Raw genomic sequence first — 24,651 nt, 5'->3', positions numbered from 1 at the left:
AAACAACAATAGATACGGTAAATCTTCAGAGACCTTGAGTATAACACTAACGCAATCAAGACCGCTGATAAAAACAACATTTTTTGCTGTAAACTTGATCAAATCAGACGAATGCCAAAAAAACAAGCGGTGGTTTTTGCCCGATATTTTGCAAAAACCACCGTTTTGATTAATAACAAGTTGAAGCCGTCAACCCGACTTTAACGATAATGTATTATTTCACTTCTTTAATCGCTGCCGTTTCAGTCATGATACGACCGTTAAAGTTAGTGACCGAACCGTTAAAATTGGTGTCTTGCGGAGCCACAATGGTACCGAAGGTGTTGTCGATTTCATTACCTTGCGTATTGACGGTTACCGAACTGCCATCCACTAAACCTTGATAGTTGGTTAAACCTTGAGAGTTGATTTCAACTCCTTTTGCCGCCTTAATCGTTCCCTTGGTATTGTCTACTCCGGTATCACTATTTAATTTGATTTCCGTTGATTCAGAAGCTATTTTACCCAACGTATTGTTCACTCGTCCGTTTAAAGTGATATCTTGTGTTGCAACAACAGCACCCATGCTGTTATCCAAATCATAACCCTGACTGTTCACTAAAATCGTTTGAGCAGAAACCAAACCTTGGTAATTGGTTAAGCCTTGAGTATTCACCACAGCACCTTTTGTCGCTTTGATAGTACCTTGATTATTATTCAAGCCTGCTTGTCCCGCTTTGATCACAACAACATCGGCACTGACTAAACCTTGATGATTATTTAAGCCTTTACCGTTGATAAGTACACCTTTACCTGCAGTAATCACACCTTTGGTGTTGTTTACCTGTGCATCGCTGTTAAGCAATACGAATTTATCTGAAGTAACACGCCCTTCAAAGTTCGCCAAACGACCGTTTACCAATACACCGTAAGTGCCTTCAATCTTACCTTGAGTATTGTTAACCGCCGTATTTGGGCTATTGATAACAACACCTTTACTGCTGATTAAACCTTGCGTATTCGCTAAACCTTTCGTGTTAATCACAATCGCTTTGTCTGCGGTAATCGCCCCTTTGGTATTTTTCATTTGACCATTGCTGTTGATGACAACGTGCTGAGTTTCAGAAGAAATTTTAGCAAGCGTATTATCAACTTGTTGAGCATTCAATTTCACCGAACCACGAGCAACAATCGCACCGCTGTTAACGATATTACCTTTTGTGTCGATTCTTACTTCACCTACGCTTGCACCTAAATGCCCTGCGTTACGAACACCTAAACCGGATTCCGTACCTACAAGGTGGATTTTCTCCGCATACATACCGCCTAGTTGACCTACATCGATAGCAACTTGTGGCTGAACTGCAGAATTTGAGCTTTTATGTGTAATATAAACCGCTTTACCGCCATTGGTACGTTTGTAAGCCGCTTCACCACCGCCGACATTTAACTCTTTTTTTGCCCAAACATCAGCATTAATTTCGTTACTGCGTGCAAGAATCTCCGTATAGTCGGTTTGGCGGTTATCCATCCCTTTACCTGAAATCGTGATTTTCCCTTTTTCAACGACAAAACCGTCTAAATGACCTTTAGAAACAGACGCTTTACCGGTTGTTAACGTTGCACGATCGGCATTGATTACGCCACAGCCGTCACAGTGTAAACCGTTCGGGTTAGCGATAATGACTTCCGCTTTTTTACCCGCAACTTCAACATAACCTTTTAAAACACTCGGATTGTTTGAAGTGACTTCATTTAAAATGACTCGAGCTTCGCCTTTTGCCAAATTTGCATTACCTGCCACTTTGCCGGCTAATTGTGTATTTGCGCCATAACGGCTGTTATTTAAAATCGCCCCTGGTTGATCGACGTTAAAAGTATCGTATTTATTATGTGAAAGACCTTGGGCATTCGGCGCTTGAATGTTAACCAGTTGTACATTTTGACCAACAGTTGAAACGGCAGCTTGTTGATATTTCGGTGCTGATTTATCCGCTTGAATCACTAAAGTCTGCGCGGAAACCGCAGAAGAAAGCGTCACCAATCCTAATGCACAAAATAGGCTGAAGGCGACAGGTTTTAGCGTACTCATTATTGCGGACACAACACTTGCTTTAGGGCTGTTAGCCGAAGATTTACTATCAGACTTCGTGATTTCGGATACTGCAACCAGACATTGTTGAGTTTTGCTAAAAATAACACGGAAACATTTTTTGTTCATAAGGTTGACCCTCTATAATTTTGTCATACAAATGGTCAGCTCAATCGGAAACATAACATCCTTTCTCGCCGACAGCTTTCATTTTATTCATTCCAATCGGAATATTTGCTTTTCCATTAGAAGAAAGAAACCGCTTTCTCAAGACAATATTTAACAATAACTCCAATGTATTACTGTATTAAATCAATATAGCGAAAATTACCCTAATGGCATTTTTCAATTTCTTGATCATGGTTCTTTCTGATTGCGCAAGCATCCTCGCCTGTGCTAAATACAAGCGGTAGGTTTCGTTAAATTTTTTGCAAAATTTCATCCGAAACTTACCGCTTATTATTATTCTAATTTAGATTGATATAATAAAAATGATGATGGTGCTTCCGTGTTCCGCCGGATAAATTTTAATAAAAATTCCGACTTTTGTTATCAACGGAATAATTCTGACGTGATGCCTGTCACTCACCGATATAATTCCGTTTATTCCCTTAAATATTAACCTAAAAATAAAGAGAGATACGGCATATATTACTTGGAAAATCTCACTCCAAATAAATTAACCGAATCAAAACATAGCATTAAATCATGCAAACCATATAAATTTTATAAATTATTTAAAAACTTGGGTATTATACAAACATATATTTTCGTTCGCTAACAACAAATCGTAATGTTTTACCAACTGTTGTAAATTAACTTAAAACACCTTTTGCAAACTACTCAACAAATCATTTTCTACATTTCATTCACAATGATTAACCATGTTTAAACATATAAATATGCAATATAAAAAACAGAATATTGATATTATTTTTTTGTTTAGCAAATAATTTTCAAATCATTAAATAACAAGCGGTCTTTTTTATTTAAAATTTTGCAAAATTATACCGAAAAATGACCGCTTGTTACGACTAATGTAATATTAGAAAGAATATCCGACACTAAATCCGGTAACGATGCGGGAAGTTTGGAATCCTTGCGGTTTATGTATAGGCGCACCGACAAAATAGTCATAATTCAACCCTTTCCAATATCCGCGAAATCCTGCAACACTTCCAATCAGATGATGCCCGTTTTGGAATTTACGATTGTGCGTTCCGCGTACATCGCCGGCATCAAGTGCAACATAAAATGCATGGGCACTATGGTTGATAAACCAGCTTACATCATTGCGCCACAACCAGCCTCGATTTCCTGCTAAATAGCGTTCACCGTCAAAACCACGTACGGTATAACGACCGCCAATACTGAATTGATCTTGGGCGATTAACGGAGTAAAGCTCCATTGTTGCTCCCATCGGCTGTTAAACAAGAAATCTTGCTCGTAAGCTTTAAACGGCTTGGTATAAGCTAAAGAAAGAAAAAGAATCTGCGGGCGGGAGGTCCCTTCTCCGTACGCTTCTTCCGGTGCACGTAATGAACCGTTTGCCCCAGTTCCGCGTTTGTAACTAAGTTCCACTTCTACCGTACTGTTTCCCCAAAACTCTTTATGAGCAATGCCCGCTTCCCAGCCCGACATTTTCCGTCGCTGAACGGCGATTTCGACATCATCAATATAATTGTAGGATTTACGACTCCAAACACCAAACGAAGCATAAGTTTTACGTTGGTTATCACGATAAAGTAAGCGTGAAAGAGTGACGTTACCGTTTCGGCTGTTTCCTTCATACAGGTAATCATTATTGAATGTACTGTAAATACGCTGATCATAACGGTTATCACTATACGACAAACTCAATAACCACTCTCTGAAAGGGATAGAATAGTAAAAAAGCAAATTACGACTACTGCGTTTGCCAGGTTCATCACTGTTACGCTTAATACTGTGCATGAAATAGGTATAGAAAAGATCGTTGGCTGAAAGCAAATTATCCACGGCAAATGTCGCATAGGCTTGCCATTTCCCGGTCGATTTTGAACCGCCGTCATCTAAACCGATATTCAAACGAATCGGAAAACGCTGCTCATAACTGACTTTTACATCACTGTCGCCGATTTCTGCCCCTTCTTCTGTGCTGGGAATAATGTCGATATTCGCTTCAACGGTTGGCAAACGCTTAAAATTTTCTAGAGATTGTTCAAGATCACGCAACTGTAAGACATCACCTTTCTGTAACGCCATGCCGTTCCAAGCTTGAAAACGACTAAAACGCGGTTCACTGCTGTTATCTTCGATGAAGATATTGCGCAGTTTACCCGGCACTACCATTAATGTAAGTTTGCCCGTGTTAATATCTTGATCAGGCACAATCACTTGAGTAGTAATATAGCCTTGCTTGATAATTTCATTTTGAATACGTTTAACCAATACATTGATACCTTCACCACCAAAGCAATGAGGCAATTTAAGTTTCAGATCGGCAATCACTTTTTGGTAAACACGCGAAAAGCGGCTTGGTACAGGCGGTTTTTCACTTTGATAATCCACAAAATCAATTTGATTAATCGAATAACAATCTAATTCTTTTGCAGGAAAGCGGAGAGATTCATCAACCTCTGTAATATCTAAACGAACATCAGTTTCCGGTTTTAAATGTGCTAATTGTCTTTCCGTCTGCTGTAATTGACGCTGCTGCTGTTGCGCATCAACACCGGCTAAATCTGCTAATGTATTTGCGTTGACGGGGGGAATAAAGGTAAAAAAAGGTAAAACCGCTAAAATATATTTAGACATATTCAAGACTCTATTTTATTTTTATTAGAAAATGCAAGTAAATCCTACCCATTCTGCGCTATCAATAAAATAGTCATACTGAAAATTTATCTAACTTTTAATTTTTAAAATAGACTTACACAAATTGCAATAAAGAGTTTTCTTTATTAAAAACATAAGTTTAGCAAAAATTTACTAAAACTCGCTAAACTTGAAGACAGGAAACGAGAAGGCTTATAAATAAATATCCCGGCGGATTTATCACCGGGATATTTATTTATTTTTATTATTCAATACATGTAAATTTTGTGTAAATGCCACCCTTTTTTAAGACTAAACGAAATGCGTTTGATACCACTGAGCTAATAAAATACCGGCATTTACTGCAACATTTAAACCGCTGTTCAACGGATTCACAAAAGAAAGTTGTACGGCGGTATCTTCCGGATATTCCACTTCATTTGGAACCACTTCACTTAAAATAAAGACTACTTTTTCGCCCAACTTCACCTTAGCTAAAGATTTGGCTTGCTTTTGGCGGGTTAACTGCACAATTTGATAGCCTGCATGGCGTAATTGAGTCAAGGCAATCTGTTTATGTTTGGTTTCTAGAGCATGAACAAATTCCAATCCGCCTTCGGCAACACGAGCTGCATTGCTTGAATTTAATGTATCATGACTTTCAACGATAATACCGGTCACACCATAGAATGCACAAGTACGAATGATTCCACCCACATTTTGAGCATTATTTACACCGTCCAATAACACTAAACAGTCACGCTTACGCTCTACTTGTAAATAGCCTTCCAGTGAGAACGGAGCCGATTTCTTAACTAGCAAACAGATCCCACCATGATGCTCGGTACCGGTAACACGTTCCATCTCTTCACTGTCTACCACATGATAGGCTTTTTTATTATCTGCTAAATAACTGAGCAATTCTCCGGCTTTTTTTGCTCCTTCAACGGTTGCCCACAGACGGACAATCGCTTCGGGACGTTGTCGGAATAAAGTATGGCAGGCATTTTCACCATAAATTTTCATTTCTGTCGCACGGTTATTACGGATTTTTTCCGGTGCGCGAGGCGAAAGCGGACCCGTTTTCTTTTCTGCCGAACGATTGCTGCCTTTTACACTAATCTGTACCGAACCTTCTCTACCGGCTTTTTTGCCTTCACTCGGATAAATCGCATAATTTGGTTTTTCATCGCGTTTTTCAAAGGATGAGTATTCATTACGGCTAAAACGGTCATTACGTTTATCACTGCGCTTTTCGTCGCGTTCTCTCGCTTTAAATTTATTATCACGGGAATCAGATTTAAATTTCGGCTCACGACGCTCTTCGACAGTTTTAAAGTGCGGTTTATTTTGATTAAATTTGCTAGTCATAGGAATTCTTTAGATTAAATCATTAGGAAGGAAAACGAATGAAAGTATAGCAGAGAGACGATCGGCGAGATAGGCTTTTTTATCAGCCCTATTCCTTTATTTAGGAACTTTCTCTATAATCTTTATCCTTTTATGTTCTTTAAAATCCGGTGGAAATATGAATCCAATGTTAAACATCGCTATTCGTGCGGCACGAAAAGCGGGCAATATTATTGCCAAAGGCTATGAGCAAGCGCCTCAAGACACGCAAGTGACCAATAAAAGCTCAAATGATTATGTCACTGAAATCGACAAAGCGGCGGAAGCGGCAATTATTGAAGTCGTACGTAAATCTTACCCTGATCACTCTATTGTAGGTGAAGAATCGGGCGTATTAGCCGGCGAAAATACCGATGTTCAATGGGTGATTGATCCATTGGACGGTACAACCAACTTTGTTAAACGTTTCCCGCATTTTGCAGTCTCTATTGCGATTCGTGTAAACGGACGTACTGAAGTCGGCGTCGTTTATGATCCGATTCGTAACGAACTATTTACCGGTGTTCGCGGCGAAGGTGCTAAATTAAACGAATTCCGTTTACGTATTGATAACGAACGTCGCGATTTAAACGCTGCTATATTGGCAACAGGGTTCCCGTTCAAAGCCGCACAACATCGTCCGGCACATTTAAATATGCTTGAAGGGTTAATGAATAACGGAGTTGCGGATTTTCGCCGTAGCGGATCAGCTGCGCTTGACTTAGCTTATGTTGCCGCAGGACGAGTAGACGGTTATTTTGAAATCGGACTTAAGCCTTGGGACTGTGCAGCCGGTGATTTAATTGCTCGTGAAGCCGGTGCGTTAGTCACTAGCTTCGTTGGCGGAACTGATTACTTATCGTCAGGTAACGTCGTTGCCGGTAATGCCCGTGTAGTTAAAGAAATTTTAAATACCATTCAACCTGCATTAACCGAAGCACTAAAGAGCTAATTTAAACCATTAAAAGCAGAAACAAGCGGTCGGTTTGTGCGCTTTTTTTGCAAAAATATTTCGACTTTTTGTCACTTTGTAGGGCATTGCCCGTGAATAATAAGATAAACGTTATGCAAAAAACCTATCCTCTTTTAAGCCAAATCAACTCTCCTGAAGATTTGCGTTTGTTGCCGAAAGATCAACTCCGAGCATTATGCGATGAACTACGCGCTTATTTGCTTGACTGCGTAAGCCAATCGAGCGGACATTTAGCCTCCGGACTAGGCGCAGTGGAACTCACCGTCGCGTTGCATTATGTTTATCAAACACCTTTTGACCAAGTGATTTGGGACGTTGGGCATCAAGCCTATCCGCATAAAATTCTTACCGGCCGCCGTGACCAAATGCATACCATCCGCCAAAAAGGCGGCTTACATCCGTTCCCTTGGCGTGAAGAAAGCCCATTTGATGTGCTAAGTGTCGGTCACTCTTCTACATCCATCAGTGCTGGATTAGGTATCGCCGTGGCTGCGGCAAAAGAAAATGCGGGGCGCAAAACCGTATGTGTGATTGGTGACGGTGCCATTACCGCCGGTATGGCATTTGAGGCGATCAATCACGCAGGCTCGATTCATACCGATATGTTGGTGATCCTCAATGACAACGAAATGTCAATTTCAGAAAATGTCGGGGCGCTAAATAATCACTTAGCCCGCCTATTTACCGGTTCTTTTTACGGCACGCTTCGCGAAGGCGGCAAAAAACTGCTTTCCGGACTTCCACCGATTAAAGAATTCGTGCGAAAAACCGAAGAACACGTAAAAGGCTTTGTATCACCGGTCGGTACCATGTTTGAAACCCTCGGATTCAACTATATCGGACCGATTGACGGACATGATATTGACGAATTAATTGCAACGCTCAGCAATATGCGTCATATGACCGGGCCGTTATTTCTGCATATCAAAACCAAGAAAGGTAAAGGCTATATACCTGCAGAAGAAGATCCAATCGGTTTCCACGGTGTACCGAAATTTGACCATACTAGCGGTAAATTACCACAAAGCAAATCGGCACCAACCTATTCCAATATTTTTGGCAACTGGTTGTGTGAAATGGCAGAGCGTGACCCCAAAATTATCGGTATCACCCCTGCAATGCGCGAAGGTTCCGGGATGGTCGAATTTTCCAAACGTTTTCCTCAACAATATTTTGACGTAGCCATTGCTGAACAACACGCAGTCACTTTCGGAGCCGGCTTAGCGATTGCCGGCTATAAACCCGTGGTAGCTATTTATTCCAGTTTTTTACAACGCGCTTACGACCAACTGATTCACGACGTTGCTATTCAAAACCTTCCAGTGATTTTTGCCATTGACCGCGCCGGCATTGTCGGTGCCGACGGACAAACCCACCAAGGTGCGTTTGACTTGAGCTTTATGCGTTGTATCCCGAATATGACCATCATGTGCCCGAGCGACGAAAATGAAATGCGTCAAATGCTTTATACGGCTTACACCATGAATAGTCCGGTTGCAGTGCGTTATCCGCGCGGTAACGCACAAGGTGTTGAACTTGAACCGATGCAAGCATTAGAAATTGGTAAAGGTAAAGTTCTGAAACAAGGCAAAAAAGTCGCGATTCTGAATTTTGGCGCACTTTTAAATGAAGCGAAAATTGTTGCCGAAAAGAATCAATACACCCTTGTTGATATGCGTTTTGCCAAACCTCTTGATGAAAAATTAATTAGCGAATTGGCCGACAACCACGATTTACTCGTAACGCTTGAAGAAAATGCAATTCAAGGCGGAGCCGGGAGCTTTGTGAATGAGTATTTGCAAAATATCGGCAAAATCAGACCGCTTGTCATGCTCGGAATTCCTGATTTCTTCGTTCCTCAAGCTACCCAATCCGAAGCCTATACCGATTTAGGTTTAGATGCCAAAGGTATTGAAGCGAAAATTCATAACGTATTAGGATAAAAAACAAAACCCGATAAGCTCTCGCCTATCGGGTTTTTATTGTTTGAAAGGAAAACTACGCTTCCCCAAGTAACTTCAACTCACGTCCACGTACTTGTTTTTTGAGCATTTCGACAAACTCTTCCACTTTGTATGTGCCTAAATCCGCACCTTTACGGGTACGCACAGACACTCTGCCTTCAGCGATTTCTTTATCACCGCAAACAAGCATATAAGGCACACGACGTAGGGTGTGTTCACGCACTTTAAAGCCCACTTTTTCATTGCGTAAATCCGCTTTCACACGCAAGCCTGCATCAGAAAGTTGTTTTACCACTTGTTGAACATATTCCGCTTGGCTGTCAGTGATGTTCATCACAACCGCTTGGGTTGGGGCTAACCACGCGGGGAAGAAGCCTGCGTATTCTTCGGTGATAATGCCGATGAAACGCTCGATTGAGCCTAAAATTGCACGGTGGATCATTACAGGCGTTTTACGGTCGTTATCTTCTGCCACATAAGAGGCACTTAAACGCTCCGGTAAGAAGAAGTCCAACTGGATCGTACCGCATTGCCATTCACGATCTAAACAGTCACGCAAGGCAAACTCAATTTTCGGACCGTAGAATGCACCTTCGCCTTCTTGAATTTCAAAGGCTAAGCCGTTAGCCGTTAATGCTGCCGCTAAGTCTGCTTCGGCTTTGTTCCACATTTCATCTGTACCAATGCTGTTTGCTGGACGGGTTGAAAGTTTCACTTGAATGTTCGTAAAGCCGAAAGTGCTGTAAATGTCATACACCATTTTAATGCAGGATGTTACTTCGCTTTCTACTTGCTCTGGCATACAGAAAATATGGGCGTCATCTTGGGTAAAACCACGCACACGCATTAAACCGTGCAATGAACCAGACGGCTCGTTACGGTGGCAAGAACCAAATTCCGCCATACGCAACGGTAAATCACGGTATGATTTTAAGCCTTGATTGAAGATCTGAATGTGACCAGGGCAGTTCATCGGTTTGATCGCATATTCACGGTTTTCCGATTGGGTAGTGAACATTAAATCACCATAGTTTTGCCAGTGACCTGTTTTTTCCCATAACACACGATCCATCATAAACGGACCTTTCACTTCTTGATAATCGTACTGTTTTAACTTAGTACGCACGAAAGTTTCAAGCTCACGGAAAATCGTCCAGCCGTCATTGTGCCAGAACACCATACCCGGCGCTTCTTCTTGCATATGGTATAAATCTAACGCTTTACCGATTTTACGGTGGTCACGTTTTGCCGCTTCTTCTAAACGGTGTAAATAGTCGGCAAGTTGTTTTTTATCCGCCCACGCCGTACCGTAAATACGTTGCAACATTTTATTTTTGCTGTCGCCACGCCAGTATGCCCCTGCCACTTTTTGTAATTTGAAGTGATGGCAGAAACGCATATTCGGCACGTGTGGACCACGACACATATCAATATATTCTTCGTGATGATAAAGTGCTGGACGATCATCTTTACTGATATTTTCGTCCAAAATCGCCATTTTGTACGGCTCGCCACGGCTTTCAAACGTATCTCTCGCTTCCTGCCAGCTCACACGTTTTTTCACCACATCGTAATTGGTTTTCGCCAGTTCCAACATACGCGCTTCAAGTGCATCAAGATCTTCCTGCGTTAAAGAGCGGTCTAAATCAATGTCATAATAGAAACCGTTGTCGATTGTCGGACCGATCGCCATTTTCACGTTAGGGAAAAGCTGTTTGATTGCGTGACCCAGTAAGTGTGCCGTAGAGTGACGGATGATCTCTAGACCGTCTTCATCTTTTGCGGTAATAATTTCAAGGGTTGCATCTTCGCTGATAATGTCAGAAGCATCACGGCGTTCACCGTTTACACGCCCTGCAATCGTTGCTTTCGCAAGGCCTGCACCGATACTTTGAGCAACTTCCATCACAGAAACTGGGTTGTCGAATTGGCGTTGTGAGCCATCAGGTAAAGTAATAATTGGCATTGTTAATCCTTATACAGTGGTAACCCATACGAAAGGTTACTTGTTGGTTTAAATAAAATTCGTAAATTTTTCAAAACAAAAGACCGCTTGCAAGCGGTCAGTTTTTCAAAATTTTTTGCAAGTTGCTTTACTCGCCCTCACAAACGGGCGGACGAAAAAGCGGGCTAATTTTACCATAAAAAATCAATCAGGCGGTATGTTTTACAAAATATTCCTATCCTGTGTAATCACAAACCGCCTGTCGGTTAAATCGCTTTAAAGTGGACGCCTTTAAAGGTTTTTATCGGATTGCCTCGCTCAACTTCATAATGTAAATGGCGGCGTTGTGCTTTCTGTTCGGCATCCAAAGCACGTTGCATTTCTGCTAATTTTGCTTGTAAGAGCAATACGGCAAGTCGCTTATTGGCGTGTTGGCTGCGTTCACTCTGTACTTTAACGGAAATTCCTGTTGCAATATGTGTTGCTCGAATTGCCGAATCGGTTTTATTGACATGTTGACCACCGGCACCACTGGCTCTCATTGTCTCAAACCGAATTTCTGAGTCCGCAATATGCGTTTGTTCGGCTAAAAGTTCACAGCCAATATACCAGTTTTTACGCGGATAGTGACGTCGATAAGGACTTTCACAAATCCATAGAATCGTGCCACACCACTGTTTTGCCAGCGTTGTCGCATTATCACCTTGCAAGGATATCATTGCAGATCGCAATGTATTGGGCTGATTACCCGCTTCACTGTGCAACATTGCTAATTTAATGCCTGTGGCAGCCGCCTCTTTTTCAAGTGCGGTGACCGCTTTCGCAACAGCGAAACAACACTCGGCAGGGCCTTGAGCCGAAGAGAATTGCAATAAAATCATTGTGATTCCTCCTGATTCACTTTATAAGTAAGTCGTGGTTTAAAGCGAGCAATCAGCGTGATCAGTCCTGCTTGCAGTAAAGTATCAATAATGGTTTCTATGCTTTTATAGGCTTGTGGCGCTTCTTCGTACAACAAATCTTTATTGCGGCAAATCACACGGCTACCAAACTCTGTCCGAACTAGTTGTTCCTGCTGAATGTAATGCGATAAACGCCCTTTACATTCATTGCGGTTCCACTTTCTACCGGCACCATGCGCCAAAGAGCGTAATGCAACATCCGTTTCTGTCGGTCTCACCAAATAACTGTAGCTACCTCGAGAACCCGGAATAATGACCAAACCTTGATCTGAGGGTGCAGAACCCTTGCGATGAAGCCAACCTTGTTGACCGCCAAATTCCGCTTGCTCCACAAAGTTATGCGGAATATCCAGTAAACATTCGCCTTGAGCGGCAAGATTTGCCAAAATCTGCCGCGCAATTAGCTGTCGATTTTGCTCCGCATAAGCAAGTGCAAACTGATGTTGTATTAAATAATCCGCTAAATTCGGCGAATTATCCGATAACCCCCGATGCCCGAACAGCTCTATATGACGGCGTAAAATTTCCCCGCCAATTCCACGAGAACCGCTGTGAATCAATAACTGTAAGCACTTTTTGTTTAGCCCGATTTCTGCTGCTGTTTCACGGCAATAAACGGTATCTAAAGATAATAATTCGGCAAAATGATTACCCGCACCGATAGTGCCGCAAGCAAAAGTACCGTCTGCAAGCGGTCGGATTTCAGGAAAAATTTGCAAAATATTTTCCGTTTCTAACCGCTTGTCGATATTACCGATGCGTTTCTCCAATTTGTCGAGATGCAATCCCGATTGTTTAATTGTGGTTTGCCACAATGCCATACCACAGCCGATATCACCACCAATCAATGCTGGATAAAGTGTACCAACGGAAAAAAATGCCGCACCAATCGGATAGCCTCGTCCTGCGTGCAAATCAGGTAAGCCGACGACTTGTTTCATTCCGTCTAATTTTGCGGTGGTTTGTAATTGTTGAACTGCGTTTCCCTCAATCCATGTTTTTTGAGAGGCAATTAATAAAATATTTTCAGCAAGTTGCTGAATTGAATTGTCCATTTTTGTTTACCAATGTGAAATTTTTCGGCAATAGAAAAACCTCAATAAAAAGGTTTCTATTGAGAGGATTGGCAGGCTTTCGCCAAAGTGGACTTCAAGAAAAGTTATGCTTTGGAACTGCCTGCAAGGAATGAAATTGTCAATAACATGGTGACCTCCTTTGCAGTTGAGTGAGAAATAAAACGTGCGAATTCTAAGAAGTTTTTCAAAGAAGTCAAGGGGGATAGTTATCTTAAATATTTTAAGCGTAAAAAAACGCTGATGTTGTTAAGTGTAAATTATCCTGGTACACCAAAGCGGTATTTATCGTATATTTGCAAAAAATCCGCCGAAACCGACCGCTTGTCGTTCAACAACAGGCAAAATTTTGCTATTCTAGGCAACAATTTTTTCGCTTAAATTTAAGGTCAATAACTATGCAACAACAATATAACCCAAGTGAGATTGAACCGAAAGTTCAACAATACTGGGCAGAAAACAAAGTATTCAAAGCAATTAAAGACGAAAGCAAACCAAAATATTACTGTTTATCGATGTTCCCGTACCCGTCAGGTCGTCTGCATATGGGACACGTGCGTAACTATACGATCGGCGATGTGGTTTCCCGCTATCAACGTATGAACGGCAAAAATGTGTTACAACCGATGGGTTGGGACGCATTCGGTTTGCCGGCGGAAGGGGCGGCGGTAAAAAATAAAACCGCACCGGCAAAATGGACGTATGAAAATATTGAATATATGAAAGGTCAGCTCAAGTTATTGGGCTTTGGTTTCGACTGGGATCGTGAAGTGACCACTTGCCGTCCCGAATATTATAAATGGGAGCAGTGGTTCTTCACCGAATTATATAAAAAAGGCTTGGTATATAAGAAAACCTCAACGGTAAACTGGTGTCCGAATGATGAAACGGTATTAGCGAACGAGCAAGTTCACGAAGGCTGTTGCTGGCGTTGTGATACCCCGGTGGAACAAAAAGAAATTCCGCAGTGGTTTATTAAAATCACCGATTATGCCGAACAATTATTAACCAGCTTGGACAACCTTCCGCAATGGCCGGATCAAGTCAAAACCATGCAACGCAACTGGATCGGTCGTTCTGAAGGGGTTGAAATCACCTTTAAAGTGAAAGGCACTGATCAAACCTTGCCTGTTTATACCACTCGTCCTGATACTTTCTACGGCGTGAGCTATGTGGCAGTGGCGGCGGCTCACCCATTAGCAACCCTTGCGGCAGAAAGCAATCCTGCATTAGCCTCCTTCATTCAAGAAGCGAAAAATACCAAAGTGGCGGAAGCGGATATTGCCACCATGGAGAAAAAAGGCATGGCAACAGGGTTATTTGCTGTTCACCCGTTCACCGGTGAAGAGCTACCGGTTTGGGTCGCAAACTTTGTGTTGATGCACTACGGCACTGGGGCGGTCATGGCAGTACCTGCTCACGATGAGCGTGATTTTGAATTTGCTCAAAAATACAATTTGCAAATTAAACAGGTGATCGCACCGCTTGATGGTTCTGAATGGGATTTCAGCAAAGCGGCAATGACTGAACACGGTACATTGATTCACTCTGCGGAATTTGACGGTTTAGATTTTGATGCCGCTTTCAAAGGCATTGCCGACAAATTAGAAGGAATGGGGATCGGTAAACGTCAAGTCAATTACCGTTTGCGTGACTGGGGCGTTTCTCGCCAACGTTACTGGGGTGCGCCAATTCCGATGCTGACCCTTGAAAATGGCGAAACCGTCACTGTGCCAATGCAAGATCTTCCTGTGGTGTTACCTGAAGATGTGGTGATGGACGGCGTGAAAAGCCCAATCAAAGCAGATCCAGAATGGGCGAAAACCACTTATAACGGTCAGCCGGCATTAAGAGAAACAGATACTTTCGATACCTTTATGGAATCTTCTTGGTATTACGCACGTTACACCTCGCCACAATATCAACAAGGTATGTTAGACAAAGAAGAAGCAAACTACTGGCTACCGGTGGATCAGTATATCGGCGGTATCGAACACGCGACAATGCACCTACTTTACTTCCGCTTCTTCCACAAATTACTGCGTGACGCAGGCTTTGTTACTAGCGATGAACCGACAGAAAAATTACTCTGTCAAGGTATGGTGTTAGCGGACGCTTATTACTACACCAGCCCGACCAATGAACGTATTTGGGTGTCGCCAACCGAAGTGACCGTTGAACGTGATGAAAAAGGGCGTATTTTGAAAGCCTTTGACAAAGAAGGGCGTGCGTTGGTACACAGCGGTATGACCAAAATGTCAAAATCGAAAAACAACGGTATTGACCCACAAGAGATGGTAGAAAAATATGGTGCGGATACCGTGCGTCTATTTATGATGTTCGCTTCCCCTGCTGAAATGACATTAGAATGGCAAGAGTCTGGCGTAGAAGGGGCAAAACGTTTCTTAGGTCGTCTTTGGAATTTAGCCTATGAATATGCACAATCACCGGCCACAGTTACATTAGATCCTGCGGCATTAAACAAAGAGCAAAAAGATTTACGTCGTGATGTACACAAAACCATTGCGAAAGTGAGTGATGACATTGGTCGACGTCAAACATTCAATACCGCAATTGCGGCAATTATGGAATTGATGAATAAGCTCACCAAAGCACCGCTTGTTAATGATCAAGACAAAGCGGTAATGGAAGAAGCATTAAATGCGGTGATCCGTATGCTCTACCCAATCACTCCGCACATCTGCTTTGAATTATGGCAAGCCTTAGGCAATGAAGGTTCAATCGACTTTGCACCTTGGGTTGTGGCAGATAAAAAAGCAATGATAGAAGATGAAAAACTCGTTGTGGTGCAAGTAAACGGTAAAGTGCGTGGCAAAATTACCGTATCAGCAACTGCGACAGAAGATGAAGTCAAAGCCATTGCGAAAGCTGATGAAAATGTGGCGAAATATCTTGAAGGCGTAGAAATCGTGAAAGAGATCTATGTACCGTTTAAGATGTTAAGCTTTGCAGTGAAAGGCTAACGCGTTATTTAATGTTGGTGCGAGCGTCTCGCTCGCGCCAAATAAGATATGGAAAGCACGAGCGAGATGCTCGCGCTAGCTATAAAGCATAAGGAGAAATTATGTTTAAAAAACTCTCTCTCGTTTTTGTGCTGTTTCTGACCGCTTGCGGTTGGCATTTTAAAAATAAGGAGCTATTTCCTGAAGAATTACGTACGCTGAGTTTTGAAAGTGCAGACCAATATAGTGATATGTCTCGTATTCTGCGTCAGCAGATGCTGCTAAGCGATATTACTATTGTGCCTAAGTCGGCTGATGTGGCAAATCTACGCTTAAATTCAACGGAAAGCTCTTCAAAAGTAGCCTCAGTATTTAAACAAGCGCGTGAAGCAGAAAAAATATTGAGTTTAACCGTAAAAGCGACAGTGACAGTACCAAACAAAGGTGCTTATCCATTAGAAGTTTCTGTTTATCGAACTTTCTTTGATGATTCTCGTGCTGCTCTGGCAAAATCAGAAGAACAAGAAAGTATTATGCGACAAATGTATGAACAAGCTTCCCATCAGCTACTCATTAAAGTCGCGGGTTTACATACTGAACTTTCTTCGACTAAAGCACAATAATTCACTATGCAACGTATTTTCCCGGAAGGATTGAACCCTGCCCTTGAAAAAGGATTACAGCCTTTTTATTTGCTAACAGGGCAGGATCTGTTATTGGTTGGTGAGGCAAAAGATGCTATCTGCTTATCCGCTCGTGAACGCGAATTTGATGAAAAGTTAGAAATTACTATTGCTAATGATACAAAATGGGAAGATCTGTTTGAACAAGCTCAATCAAACGGATTATTTTTCAACCGCCAAATTTTTATTCTCAATCTCCCGGAAAATCTAACCGTATTCCAGCAGAAACAGCTTACGGAATTGCTCAGCTTATCTGTCGAAGATTTGCTGTTTATTTTACATTCTCCCAAACTGACTAAGCCGATGGAAAAACAGGCATGGTTTAAGCGAATTGAATCGCAAGTCATATTAGTCAATTGCCAAACACCCGATATCAGCAAGATGCCGATTTGGCTTCAACATCGTGCAAAATTGATGAAACTCAATATCGATCAAGAAGCAATTCAGCTACTTTGCTATAGCTACGAAGGAAATTTATTAGCGTTAAAACAAGCATTACAAATGTTACAACTGCGTTTTTCCGATGATAAAATCGGTGTTAACCGTGCTAAAGAAGTGGTTGAGCAATCAGCTCAATTCTCTCCTTTTCAGTGGATTGACGCTTTACTGGAAGGCAAAATGAACAGAGCATCGCGGATTCTGAAACATTTGCAAAATGAAGAAATTCAGCCGGTTGTGTTGCTACGAATTATTCAGAAAGAACTCACTGTATTGCTTGAAGTGACTCGTTTACCTCAACCAATGTCGAATCTGAATCAACCGCTATTTATTGGTAATTTACGTGCCGAATTTGACCGTTTGAAGATCTGGCAACATCGCCGTGTGCTTTACCAAAATGCAGTGCAACGTCTGACCTACCATAAATTATATACATTGATTCAAGCTTTGGCACAATTAGAAAAAAAGGCAAAACAGGAATTCAGTGATGAAATTTGGGAAGAATTAGAAAGATTCGGAATATTGTTTCACTGACACGCTAATTGCTTAATAAAAAACCTCATCAACCGAGTTGATGAGGTTTTTTTATATTGTTTTACGTTATGGCTTAAAGAATATTAATTAGCCCATACCGTATTTTTTTAATTTTTTACGTAATGTACCACGGTTAATACCTAACATCGTGGCAGCACGCGTTTGGTTGCCACGCGTATATTGCATTACCATATCCAGCATCGGATGCTCAATTTCTGATAACACCAACTCATATAATTCTGTTGGATCTTCACCGTTTAATTGAGAAAGATAGTTTCTCAATGCTTGTTTTACATTGTCACGAAGTGGTTTATTCACTTGTTGTGCTTGTGCGTTAAGCATTGCTACGGTCAATGGGTTTTGTGTTGATTGTTGTTCTAACATGTCTTTTAAATCCGGCTTATTAAGATTCTTGATGAATCGATTTCACAAAATCTTCTAATGCATTAAGCTGTTCCGAAGTAGAATCAAGCGCATTAAAAGTACGTCTAAAATTTGAATTTGGTTTAAGTTGCTCGATATACCAACCAACATGTTTCCGAGCAATTCGGTATCCTTTTTCTTCTCCGTAAAAACGGTGGACTTCCTGAATATGCTCAAACATTGTATGGCATTTTTCATCTAACGATGAAGTCGATATGAGAATTCCTTTCTCCAAAAAGTTTTCGATTTCCGAAAACAACCAAGGGCGCCCTAAACAGCCTCGACCTATCATCACAGCGTCGGCCTGTGTGTATTCGAGAACCTGTTTTGCTTTTTCAGCAGAGGTAATATCACCATTAGCAATAATTGGAATCGAAACCGCTTGTTTTACTGCCTTAATACTGTCATATTCTGCGTCACCTTCAAATAAACAACTTCTGGTGCGACCATGAATTGTCAGTGCAGAAATGCCTGCCTGTTCGGCGATTTTGGCAATATCCGAGCAATTTCGGTTTTCAGGATCCCAACCTGTTCTAATTTTTAATGTTACAGGCACATCCACGGCTTGAACGACAGCCTCTAATATTCGAGCAACCAAATCAGGCTCACGTAAAAGGGCAGATCCTGCCATTTTTTTATTCACCTTCTTTGCTGGGCATCCCATATTGATATCAATAATGTCTGCGCCATACTCGACATTAACTCTTGCCGCACTTGCCATTTCAGAGGGATCCGATCCCGCAATTTGTACAGCATTAATACCGATTTCCTCATGATGAGCTAAACGCAATCTTGATTTTTCGGTATGCCACACTTCAGGATTTGTGGACATCATCTCTGAAAATGTTAAACCCGCTCCAAACCTTGTACATAATCGACGAAAAGGTTGGTCGGTAATCCCGGCCATCGGCGCAAGGAGAATACGGTTTTGAATTTCATATTGACCTATACGCATCGATCTCTATCCAAGTGGTTAATTTTAAAACAAATTTAACAAGAGTGACTTCCAAATAAAAAGTACGGCTTAAAACCGTACTTTTCTAACATCTCACTGTCCGCAGTTTTTATCAAACCACTGACTTAGGGACGGGTATAATACGCATTTTTTACGTCTTTTGGAAGACTATTTATTCGACAATCTTCACAAATTTTTAAATTAATCAAATTATCGGATAATTCTTATCACATATAAGAACGATTTTTATTCAGAAACTTACCTACGAGGTTTTCCACACTGGATTCAACTTGTTCGCCGACACGTTGAGTCAATTTTTTCTTCTGATGATATTTTATTTCAATCACGTCTTTTTCTTTAGTGGCTTGCAAAATCAAATCATCACTGGTCGAAATTTCATCAACCAAATTCAATTCTAACGCTTGTTTGGCAAACCAATGTTCGCCGGTTGCTACTTTGTCGATCACTAACTGTGGTCGATGTTCTGCGACAAACTGTTTGAACAATAAATGAGTTTCTTCCAATTCTTGTTGGAACTTCTGCTTGCCTTTTTCGGTATTCTCGCCGACAAAAGTAACGGTACGTTTATATTCACCCGCAGTCATCACATCCACATCAATATCATGCTTTTTCAGCAAACGGTGAATATTCGGCACCTGTGCCACGACCCCAACTGAACCGATTACGGCAAAAGGCGCCGCAATAATTTTATTGGCGACACAAGCCATCATATAACCACCGCTTGCCGCCACTTTATCCACGGCAGCTGTCAGCGAAATATTGCCGTTTCTTAAACGCTGTAGTTGTGATGCAGCCAATCCATATCCATGAACGACACCACCCGGGCTTTCTAATTTAATTAATACTTCATCTTTTTGTGGATTTGCCAAGGTCAAAATCGCATCGATTTCTTTGCGTAAAGCTCCAACCGCATTGGCTTGAATATCACCATGAAAATCAATCACAAATAAGCGCGCCTTTTCTTCTTCCTGCGGTTTTTCACTCCCCTCTTTTAAGCGCTTTTTCTCAGCTTTCACTTTCTCTTTTTCCGCTTTCTTTTCCAATTTTTCTTGATGTTTCTGCTCCGCTTCACTTAAAAAGAAGCTCTCCAAACTTTTTTGTTGATCTTGATATTTTTCGGTTAAATTGGTCATTGAAATCGTGCCGTTTTCCGGCTGTTTACGGCTGTCTAAAATCAGCATGACGACCATGGCAATAATGCCGAAAATAGTTAATAATTCTAATAAAAAAATACCGTAGTTAAGTAAAATTTCTTTCCACATAATTTTCCCCTTAATGTCAACAAGCGGTCACTTTTTTGCAAAATTTTGCGAAAATCTCACCGCTTGTAAATGTAAATATTAATATGCTGCCTCGATCGGTAATTCTGCTCTTACCCAGCCTTCAAAGCCGCCTTTAATGCTATATACCCGCTCAAAGCCCTGTTCTACCAGAAACTGAGCTGTGTTACGGCTACTGACACCATGATAACAACTAACGATAATCGGTTGCTCAAAGTCGTATTCGTCCAGAAACCGCCCATAACTTTGATTTGTCAGATGAAACGCATCTTTCGGATGGCTGTAACTAAAACGAATAGCGTCGCGAATATCCACCAATACGGCATCATCCTCACTTTGGAGTATCTCCCATGCTTGTTGCGGAGTAATTTCAATAAATGTTTCTTCCATATTTATTCTGTGTTTTATTGCCTTAAAAGGCGCGAATATAGCATTAAATCGTAAATTGTAAATCGATTACTGTCGGATTTAGTTTGAAATTTTAACCAAATTTCATATAATAAGAACAATTCTCAAATGCGTGCAACTAGCACGCTTTTTTCTTCTTTTTGTATTTTTAAGGATAGCGCCAATGGATCAACTTTTTCATTTTTTACAAAGCTATATTGACTACATTATTCTCGGACTACTCGCGTTAATGAGCATTATCTTGTTTGCCAAGGTCATCGAACGCGTTTTGTTTTATAAAAAAGTGGATGTACAGCATTATCAAACCTTAGAAGAACTGGAAATTGATTTAACCCACAATCTCACTACCATTTCCACCATTGGCTCTAATGCGCCTTATATCGGATTATTAGGTACGGTCGTCGGGATTTTGTTAACCTTTTATGAACTCGGAAATACCGGTGGCGACATTGATGCCGCCTCGATTATGGTACATTTATCATTAGCATTAAAAGCAACGGCAGTCGGTATTTTAGTCGCGATTCCGGCGATGGTGTTTTACAACGGTTTCGGTCGAAAAGTAGAACATAACAAATTGAAATGGCAGGCAATTGCAGCGCGCAAAACTAATGTGTAAGCGGTCGGTTTTGACGAAAAATTTGCAAATTTGAAGAGGTACCGTAATGAAAAAATTTGATGAGATTAACATCATTCCCTTCATCGATATTATGTTGGTATTGTTGGCCATTGTCTTGGTTACCGCATCTTTTATTTCACAAGGTAAAATTCAGGTCAATGTACCCAAAGCCACCACGACCCAAACGATGAAAGCGGATGAATTAGCCAAATTGTTAACCATCACCGAAAAAAACGAATTCTTCTATAACGACAAACCGATTGATCGTGAGCAGTTGAATACAGAAATTGCGACTTGGGATAAAACACAAAAAGTTACCCTAAAAGTCGATGCCGCGGTAACCTTTGAAAAATTCGTTGAATTGACCGATCTTTTAGCAGCAAACGAAATTAAAAACGTGGCGATTGTCACCAAAAAAGAGAGCGCCAAAGAGTAGGATGTCATGATGAAAAAACGCCATTCACTCATTGGTCTGCTCTGCTCTATTTTGTTTCATGCAACGGTTTTTGCCAGTATTTGGTATGTTGCCAAATCATCACCGCAAACCCAAGCAGTGGAAGAAGTGACCAATATTTCAATTGAAATGTTAGCAGCACGTTTGGAACAACCGGAAGTGGCAGCATCCCCCGAGCCAATGAAAGAACCGGAACCAGAGCACAAACCGGAACCGGCAGTCGAACCGGAGCCGAAGCCTATTCCTGAACCCAAACCAGAACCACCTGTAGCCGTAGAAAAACCGAAGGAAAAACCTAAAGATCCACCGAAAGAGAAAGCAAAACCGAAAGAAAAGCCCAAGGAAAAGCCGAAAAAAACGCCTAAAGAAAAACCCAAAGCCATAAAAGCATTAGAAAAAGGACCTGAGGCAAAACAAGGCGTAGTTGAAAAAGCCATTCCCAATGCGGCTCAAGGATCCAAAACCCAAGCAGGCATAGTGAAAGGTTCGCCGAGCGGTAATGCAACGGCATCGGGCAATAGCGCAGGCGGTAACGAACTGAATGCTTACAAAGCACAATTACAGAAAATGTTACAGCAACGAGCCTATAACGCTTATCCGCAACGCGAAAAAATGATGCGTAAAACCGGTACCGTCACATTGAGTTTTTCGGTTTCCTCATCAGGACAAGTCACCAATGTTAATGTATCAAAATCATCGGGTAACACCAATTTGGATAATGCCGCAGTGAAAGCCGCTCAAAGCACGCGCATGAACTCACCGCCGCCGGCAGGTTTCCCGTCATCGTTAATCGTACCGGTACGATTTTCAATTCATTAAAAATGAAGCCCTTGGTTTATACAAAGCCAAGGGCTTTTAGCTAAATATTTTGTCTCGGCACGGCATTTTGATAACCAAATTGCCGCCAAGCTTCATAAACCACCACGGCAACGGCGTTTGATAAATTCATACTACGGCTGTCTTTGCACATCGGAATACGAATTTTTTGCGTCATGGGTAAATCGTCCAAAATTACTTTCGGAATACCACGACTTTCCGGACCGAACATCAAAAAATCGCCCGGCTGATAACTCACATCACTGTGATTCGGTTCACCTTTAGTGGTTAACGCAAATAACCGTTTCGGCTGCGCTCTTTCAATAAAATCTGCAAAGTTACAGTATTTCTGAATATCGACAAATTCACGGTAATCCAAGCCCGAACGACGCAATTTTTTATCATCCCAAGTAAAACCGAACGGTTCGATCATATGTAAACGAAAGCCGCAATTGGCACAAAGACGAATGATGTTTCCACTATTTTGCGGAATTTCCGGTTCAAATAACACAATATCTAACATAACTATCCTAGGTAAATAATTTGGTTGAATTATGAAGTCAAAATCAATTTAAGCAAAGCACAAAACGCGGATTACTCAACTCATTGAGCCAATCACGCTATAATACCTTCGGAAATTTTCCATTTTTTAATCTGAAGGATAACACTATGACCGAAAATACCATCCGCGCCTATGCCGTACATGCTCCAAATTCGCCTGTAGAGCGTTATGACTACGATGCCGGCGCATTAAAAGCGGACGAAGTAGAAATTAAAGTATATTACTGTGGCATTTGCCATTCTGATTTATCAATGATGAACAATGAATGGGGAATGAGCCAATATCCGCTTGTCGCAGGGCATGAAATTATTGGCGAAATCGTCCGTTTAGGGAGTGAAGCCAAAGGGTTACATATCGGACAAATGGTTGGCGTAGGTTGGACCGCTGAATCTTGCCAACATTGCGATCCTTGTATTGACGGTAAACATCATGTTTGTGCAAGTGCTGTACCGACCGTGGCAAAAACGGGAGGCTTTGCCGATAAAGTCCGCGCTCAATGGCAATGGGTTATTCCAATGCCGCAAGGGGTTGATTATGCCAAGGCTGGACCGCTGCTATGTGGTGGTATTACGGTATTTCAGCCGTTACTACAACACAATATCCAAGCTCATCATAAAGTGGGCGTTGTGGGTGTCGGTGGCTTAGGACACATGGCTCTACGCTTTTTCAACGCTTGGGGTTGTGAAGTTAGCGCTTTTAGCTCAAACCCGTCTAAATATGATGAAATCCGTGCTTTAGGCGCACATCATATTTTGGATTCAACCAAACCCGAAAGCTTTGCTTCAGCAAAAGGCAGCTTAGATTTAATCGTGGTAACCGTCAATGTACCTTTAGATTGGAATGCTTATTTATCTTTACTGAAACCGGAAGGGAAATTACATATCGTCGGCGCCGTGTTGAAACCATTAGAAATTCCGGCGTTTTCATTGATTGAAGGTGCAAAATCAGTTGCCGGTTCTCCAACCGGTGCACCGATTCACTTAAGAACGATGATGGAATTTGCTGCCCGTAAACAGATTACTCCGGTTGTACAAGAATTCCCAATGTCGCAAATTAATGATGCAATTCGCCATGTGCAAGAAGGCAAAGCACGCTATCGTGTCGTTCTTAAAAATGATTTTGCATAATTAAGCCCGAAAACGACCGCTTGAGAAGTGCAAGCGGTCTGATTTCATACAATCTCATTTTACTCGGAGAGCAAAATGCCCCCCAAATACAACCCTTTGTTTACCCCTTTTACACTCAATAACGGCATGGAAATCAAAAAAATGTTTAGTTGTTGCACCGATGACTCATTGAGCTTCGGATACCTTGCCAACGCTTT

20 protein-coding genes are annotated in these 24,651 nt (G+C 41.6%); 9 read left to right on the top strand and 11 right to left on the bottom strand.

The annotated features are described in order from the left end of the window. Positions 1 to 214: 214 nt before the first annotated feature. The 3 genes from ACEYJ7_RS11280 to ACEYJ7_RS11270 form a co-directional block, all read right to left on the bottom strand. A complete protein-coding gene (locus tag ACEYJ7_RS11280) occupies positions 215 to 2,200 on the bottom strand; it encodes a filamentous hemagglutinin N-terminal domain-containing protein (protein ID WP_373779198.1) in 1,986 nt (661 codons plus the stop codon). A gap of 916 nt (positions 2,201 to 3,116) precedes the next feature. Next, positions 3,117 to 4,868 carry a ShlB/FhaC/HecB family hemolysin secretion/activation protein gene (locus tag ACEYJ7_RS11275; RefSeq protein ID WP_373779197.1) on the bottom strand — a complete coding sequence of 584 codons (1,752 nt, stop codon included), beginning with the start codon at positions 4,866 to 4,868 and terminating at the stop codon, positions 3,117 to 3,119. A gap of 312 nt (positions 4,869 to 5,180) precedes the next feature. Continuing rightward, complete coding sequence (locus ACEYJ7_RS11270) at positions 5,181 to 6,239, bottom strand: TrmH family RNA methyltransferase (RefSeq protein WP_373779196.1); 1,059 nt, start codon at positions 6,237 to 6,239, stop codon at positions 5,181 to 5,183. 157 nt (positions 6,240 to 6,396) lie between these two features. On the opposite strand from ACEYJ7_RS11270, the gene suhB reads away from it, so the two are divergent. Continuing rightward, positions 6,397 to 7,209: an inositol-1-monophosphatase gene (gene suhB / locus ACEYJ7_RS11265; protein ID WP_373779195.1), complete on the top strand. Its 813-nt coding sequence runs from the start codon at positions 6,397 to 6,399 to the stop codon at positions 7,207 to 7,209. Positions 7,210 to 7,322: 113 nt separating this feature from the next. Further along, positions 7,323 to 9,173 carry a 1-deoxy-D-xylulose-5-phosphate synthase gene (dxs, locus tag ACEYJ7_RS11260; RefSeq protein WP_373779194.1) on the top strand — a complete coding sequence of 617 codons (1,851 nt, stop codon included), beginning with the start codon at positions 7,323 to 7,325 and terminating at the stop codon, positions 9,171 to 9,173. Positions 9,174 to 9,228: 55 nt separating this feature from the next. Here dxs and thrS read toward each other — a convergent pair whose 3' ends face one another. The 3 genes from thrS to ACEYJ7_RS11245 form a co-directional block, all read right to left on the bottom strand. Then, the gene (thrS, locus tag ACEYJ7_RS11255) at positions 9,229 to 11,160 is read right to left on the bottom strand and encodes a threonine--tRNA ligase (protein WP_373779193.1); all 1,932 of its coding nucleotides are present in this window, start codon (positions 11,158 to 11,160) and stop codon (positions 9,229 to 9,231) included. Positions 11,161 to 11,405: 245 nt separating this feature from the next. Beyond that, complete coding sequence (gene prfH, locus ACEYJ7_RS11250) at positions 11,406 to 12,020, bottom strand: peptide chain release factor H (protein ID WP_373779192.1); 615 nt, start codon at positions 12,018 to 12,020, stop codon at positions 11,406 to 11,408. Continuing rightward, positions 12,017 to 13,156: an RNA ligase RtcB family protein gene (locus ACEYJ7_RS11245; protein WP_373779191.1), complete on the bottom strand. Its 1,140-nt coding sequence runs from the start codon at positions 13,154 to 13,156 to the stop codon at positions 12,017 to 12,019. Before ACEYJ7_RS11245 ends, prfH begins: the two co-directional genes overlap by 4 nt. A gap of 416 nt (positions 13,157 to 13,572) precedes the next feature. On the opposite strand from ACEYJ7_RS11245, the gene leuS reads away from it, so the two are divergent. The 3 genes from leuS to holA all read left to right on the top strand — a co-directional run bounded on the left by leuS (position 13,573) and on the right by holA (position 17,792). Next, positions 13,573 to 16,158, top strand: a complete 2,586-nt coding sequence (gene leuS / locus ACEYJ7_RS11240; protein WP_373779190.1) for a leucine--tRNA ligase — start codon at positions 13,573 to 13,575, stop codon at positions 16,156 to 16,158. 101 nt (positions 16,159 to 16,259) lie between these two features. Then, a complete protein-coding gene (gene lptE, locus ACEYJ7_RS11235) occupies positions 16,260 to 16,760 on the top strand; it encodes an LPS assembly lipoprotein LptE (RefSeq protein WP_373779189.1) in 501 nt (166 codons plus the stop codon). A gap of 6 nt (positions 16,761 to 16,766) precedes the next feature. Next, a complete protein-coding gene (gene holA, locus ACEYJ7_RS11230; RefSeq protein WP_373779188.1) occupies positions 16,767 to 17,792 on the top strand; it encodes a DNA polymerase III subunit delta in 1,026 nt (341 codons plus the stop codon). A gap of 87 nt (positions 17,793 to 17,879) precedes the next feature. Here holA and fis read toward each other — a convergent pair whose 3' ends face one another. From fis to glpE, 4 genes are all read right to left on the bottom strand, one after another. Further along, positions 17,880 to 18,176 (bottom strand): DNA-binding transcriptional regulator Fis, encoded by a 297-nt coding sequence (fis, locus tag ACEYJ7_RS11225; RefSeq protein WP_373779187.1) that lies wholly within the window; start codon positions 18,174 to 18,176, stop codon positions 17,880 to 17,882. 19 nt (positions 18,177 to 18,195) lie between these two features. Further along, on the bottom strand, positions 18,196 to 19,170 hold the full coding sequence (gene dusB / locus ACEYJ7_RS11220) for a tRNA dihydrouridine synthase DusB (RefSeq protein WP_373779186.1): 975 nt from the start codon (positions 19,168 to 19,170) through the stop codon (positions 18,196 to 18,198). Positions 19,171 to 19,397: 227 nt separating this feature from the next. Beyond that, positions 19,398 to 20,453, bottom strand: coding sequence for a protease SohB (gene sohB, locus ACEYJ7_RS11215; RefSeq protein ID WP_373779185.1), 1,056 nt, complete (start codon positions 20,451 to 20,453; stop codon positions 19,398 to 19,400). A 78-nt stretch (positions 20,454 to 20,531) separates the two neighbouring features. Continuing rightward, entirely contained in the window at positions 20,532 to 20,861 is a 330-nt protein-coding gene (gene glpE / locus ACEYJ7_RS11210; RefSeq protein WP_373779184.1) for a thiosulfate sulfurtransferase GlpE, read from the bottom strand. A gap of 181 nt (positions 20,862 to 21,042) precedes the next feature. Between glpE and exbB the strand changes: the two genes are divergently transcribed. Genes exbB through ACEYJ7_RS11195 form a run of 3 tightly spaced genes read left to right on the top strand, consistent with a single transcriptional unit; the run spans position 21,043 to position 22,768 of the window. Next, the gene (gene exbB, locus ACEYJ7_RS11205; RefSeq protein WP_373779183.1) at positions 21,043 to 21,495 is read left to right on the top strand and encodes a TonB-system energizer ExbB; all 453 of its coding nucleotides are present in this window, start codon (positions 21,043 to 21,045) and stop codon (positions 21,493 to 21,495) included. Positions 21,496 to 21,541: 46 nt separating this feature from the next. Beyond that, on the top strand, positions 21,542 to 21,931 hold the full coding sequence (gene exbD, locus ACEYJ7_RS11200; RefSeq protein WP_373779182.1) for a TonB system transport protein ExbD: 390 nt from the start codon (positions 21,542 to 21,544) through the stop codon (positions 21,929 to 21,931). Between the two features lie 9 nt (positions 21,932 to 21,940). Next, positions 21,941 to 22,768: an energy transducer TonB gene (locus ACEYJ7_RS11195; RefSeq protein WP_373779181.1), complete on the top strand. Its 828-nt coding sequence runs from the start codon at positions 21,941 to 21,943 to the stop codon at positions 22,766 to 22,768. Between the two features lie 40 nt (positions 22,769 to 22,808). On the opposite strand, the gene trmL is transcribed toward ACEYJ7_RS11195, so the two are convergent. Continuing rightward, on the bottom strand, positions 22,809 to 23,288 hold the full coding sequence (gene trmL / locus ACEYJ7_RS11190) for a tRNA (uridine(34)/cytosine(34)/5-carboxymethylaminomethyluridine(34)-2'-O)-methyltransferase TrmL (RefSeq protein ID WP_373779180.1): 480 nt from the start codon (positions 23,286 to 23,288) through the stop codon (positions 22,809 to 22,811). A gap of 146 nt (positions 23,289 to 23,434) precedes the next feature. Between trmL and ACEYJ7_RS11185 the strand changes: the two genes are divergently transcribed. Beyond that, positions 23,435 to 24,454, top strand: a complete 1,020-nt coding sequence (locus ACEYJ7_RS11185; RefSeq protein WP_373779179.1) for an NAD(P)-dependent alcohol dehydrogenase — start codon at positions 23,435 to 23,437, stop codon at positions 24,452 to 24,454. Positions 24,455 to 24,651 lie beyond the last annotated feature (197 nt).

This window comes from Glaesserella sp. (assembly GCF_041814905.1).
GTDB lineage: Bacteria > Pseudomonadota > Gammaproteobacteria > Enterobacterales > Pasteurellaceae > Glaesserella.
The sequence above is the reverse complement of the archived record's forward strand: the minus strand, read 5'-3'. Positions and strand labels throughout refer to the sequence as shown.

Bases quoted from the DNA above. Each gene is read 5' to 3' on its own strand.
- dusB (WP_373779186.1), bottom strand. From the start codon at position 19,170: ATGCGTATAGGTCAATATGAAATTCAAAACCGTATTCTCCTTGCGCCG.
- ACEYJ7_RS11245 (WP_373779191.1), bottom strand. From the start codon at position 13,156: ATGGACAATTCAATTCAGCAACTTGCTGAAAATATTTTATTAATTGCC.
- ACEYJ7_RS11275 (WP_373779197.1), bottom strand. From the start codon at position 4,868: ATGTCTAAATATATTTTAGCGGTTTTACCTTTTTTTACCTTTATTCCC.
- trmL (WP_373779180.1), bottom strand. From the start codon at position 23,288: ATGTTAGATATTGTGTTATTTGAACCGGAAATTCCGCAAAATAGTGGA.
- thrS (WP_373779193.1), bottom strand. From the start codon at position 11,160: ATGCCAATTATTACTTTACCTGATGGCTCACAACGCCAATTCGACAAC.
- suhB (WP_373779195.1), top strand. From the start codon at position 6,397: ATGAATCCAATGTTAAACATCGCTATTCGTGCGGCACGAAAAGCGGGC.
- leuS (WP_373779190.1), top strand. From the start codon at position 13,573: ATGCAACAACAATATAACCCAAGTGAGATTGAACCGAAAGTTCAACAA.
- ACEYJ7_RS11195 (WP_373779181.1), top strand. From the start codon at position 21,941: ATGAAAAAACGCCATTCACTCATTGGTCTGCTCTGCTCTATTTTGTTT.
- ACEYJ7_RS11270 (WP_373779196.1), bottom strand. From the start codon at position 6,239: ATGACTAGCAAATTTAATCAAAATAAACCGCACTTTAAAACTGTCGAA.
- glpE (WP_373779184.1), bottom strand. From the start codon at position 20,861: ATGGAAGAAACATTTATTGAAATTACTCCGCAACAAGCATGGGAGATA.
- lptE (WP_373779189.1), top strand. From the start codon at position 16,260: ATGTTTAAAAAACTCTCTCTCGTTTTTGTGCTGTTTCTGACCGCTTGC.
- ACEYJ7_RS11280 (WP_373779198.1), bottom strand. From the start codon at position 2,200: ATGAACAAAAAATGTTTCCGTGTTATTTTTAGCAAAACTCAACAATGT.
- sohB (WP_373779185.1), bottom strand. From the start codon at position 20,453: ATGTGGAAAGAAATTTTACTTAACTACGGTATTTTTTTATTAGAATTA.
- ACEYJ7_RS11185 (WP_373779179.1), top strand. From the start codon at position 23,435: ATGACCGAAAATACCATCCGCGCCTATGCCGTACATGCTCCAAATTCG.
- exbB (WP_373779183.1), top strand. From the start codon at position 21,043: ATGGATCAACTTTTTCATTTTTTACAAAGCTATATTGACTACATTATT.
- prfH (WP_373779192.1), bottom strand. From the start codon at position 12,020: ATGATTTTATTGCAATTCTCTTCGGCTCAAGGCCCTGCCGAGTGTTGT.
- holA (WP_373779188.1), top strand. From the start codon at position 16,767: ATGCAACGTATTTTCCCGGAAGGATTGAACCCTGCCCTTGAAAAAGGA.
- exbD (WP_373779182.1), top strand. From the start codon at position 21,542: ATGAAAAAATTTGATGAGATTAACATCATTCCCTTCATCGATATTATG.
- dxs (WP_373779194.1), top strand. From the start codon at position 7,323: ATGCAAAAAACCTATCCTCTTTTAAGCCAAATCAACTCTCCTGAAGAT.
- fis (WP_373779187.1), bottom strand. From the start codon at position 18,176: ATGTTAGAACAACAATCAACACAAAACCCATTGACCGTAGCAATGCTT.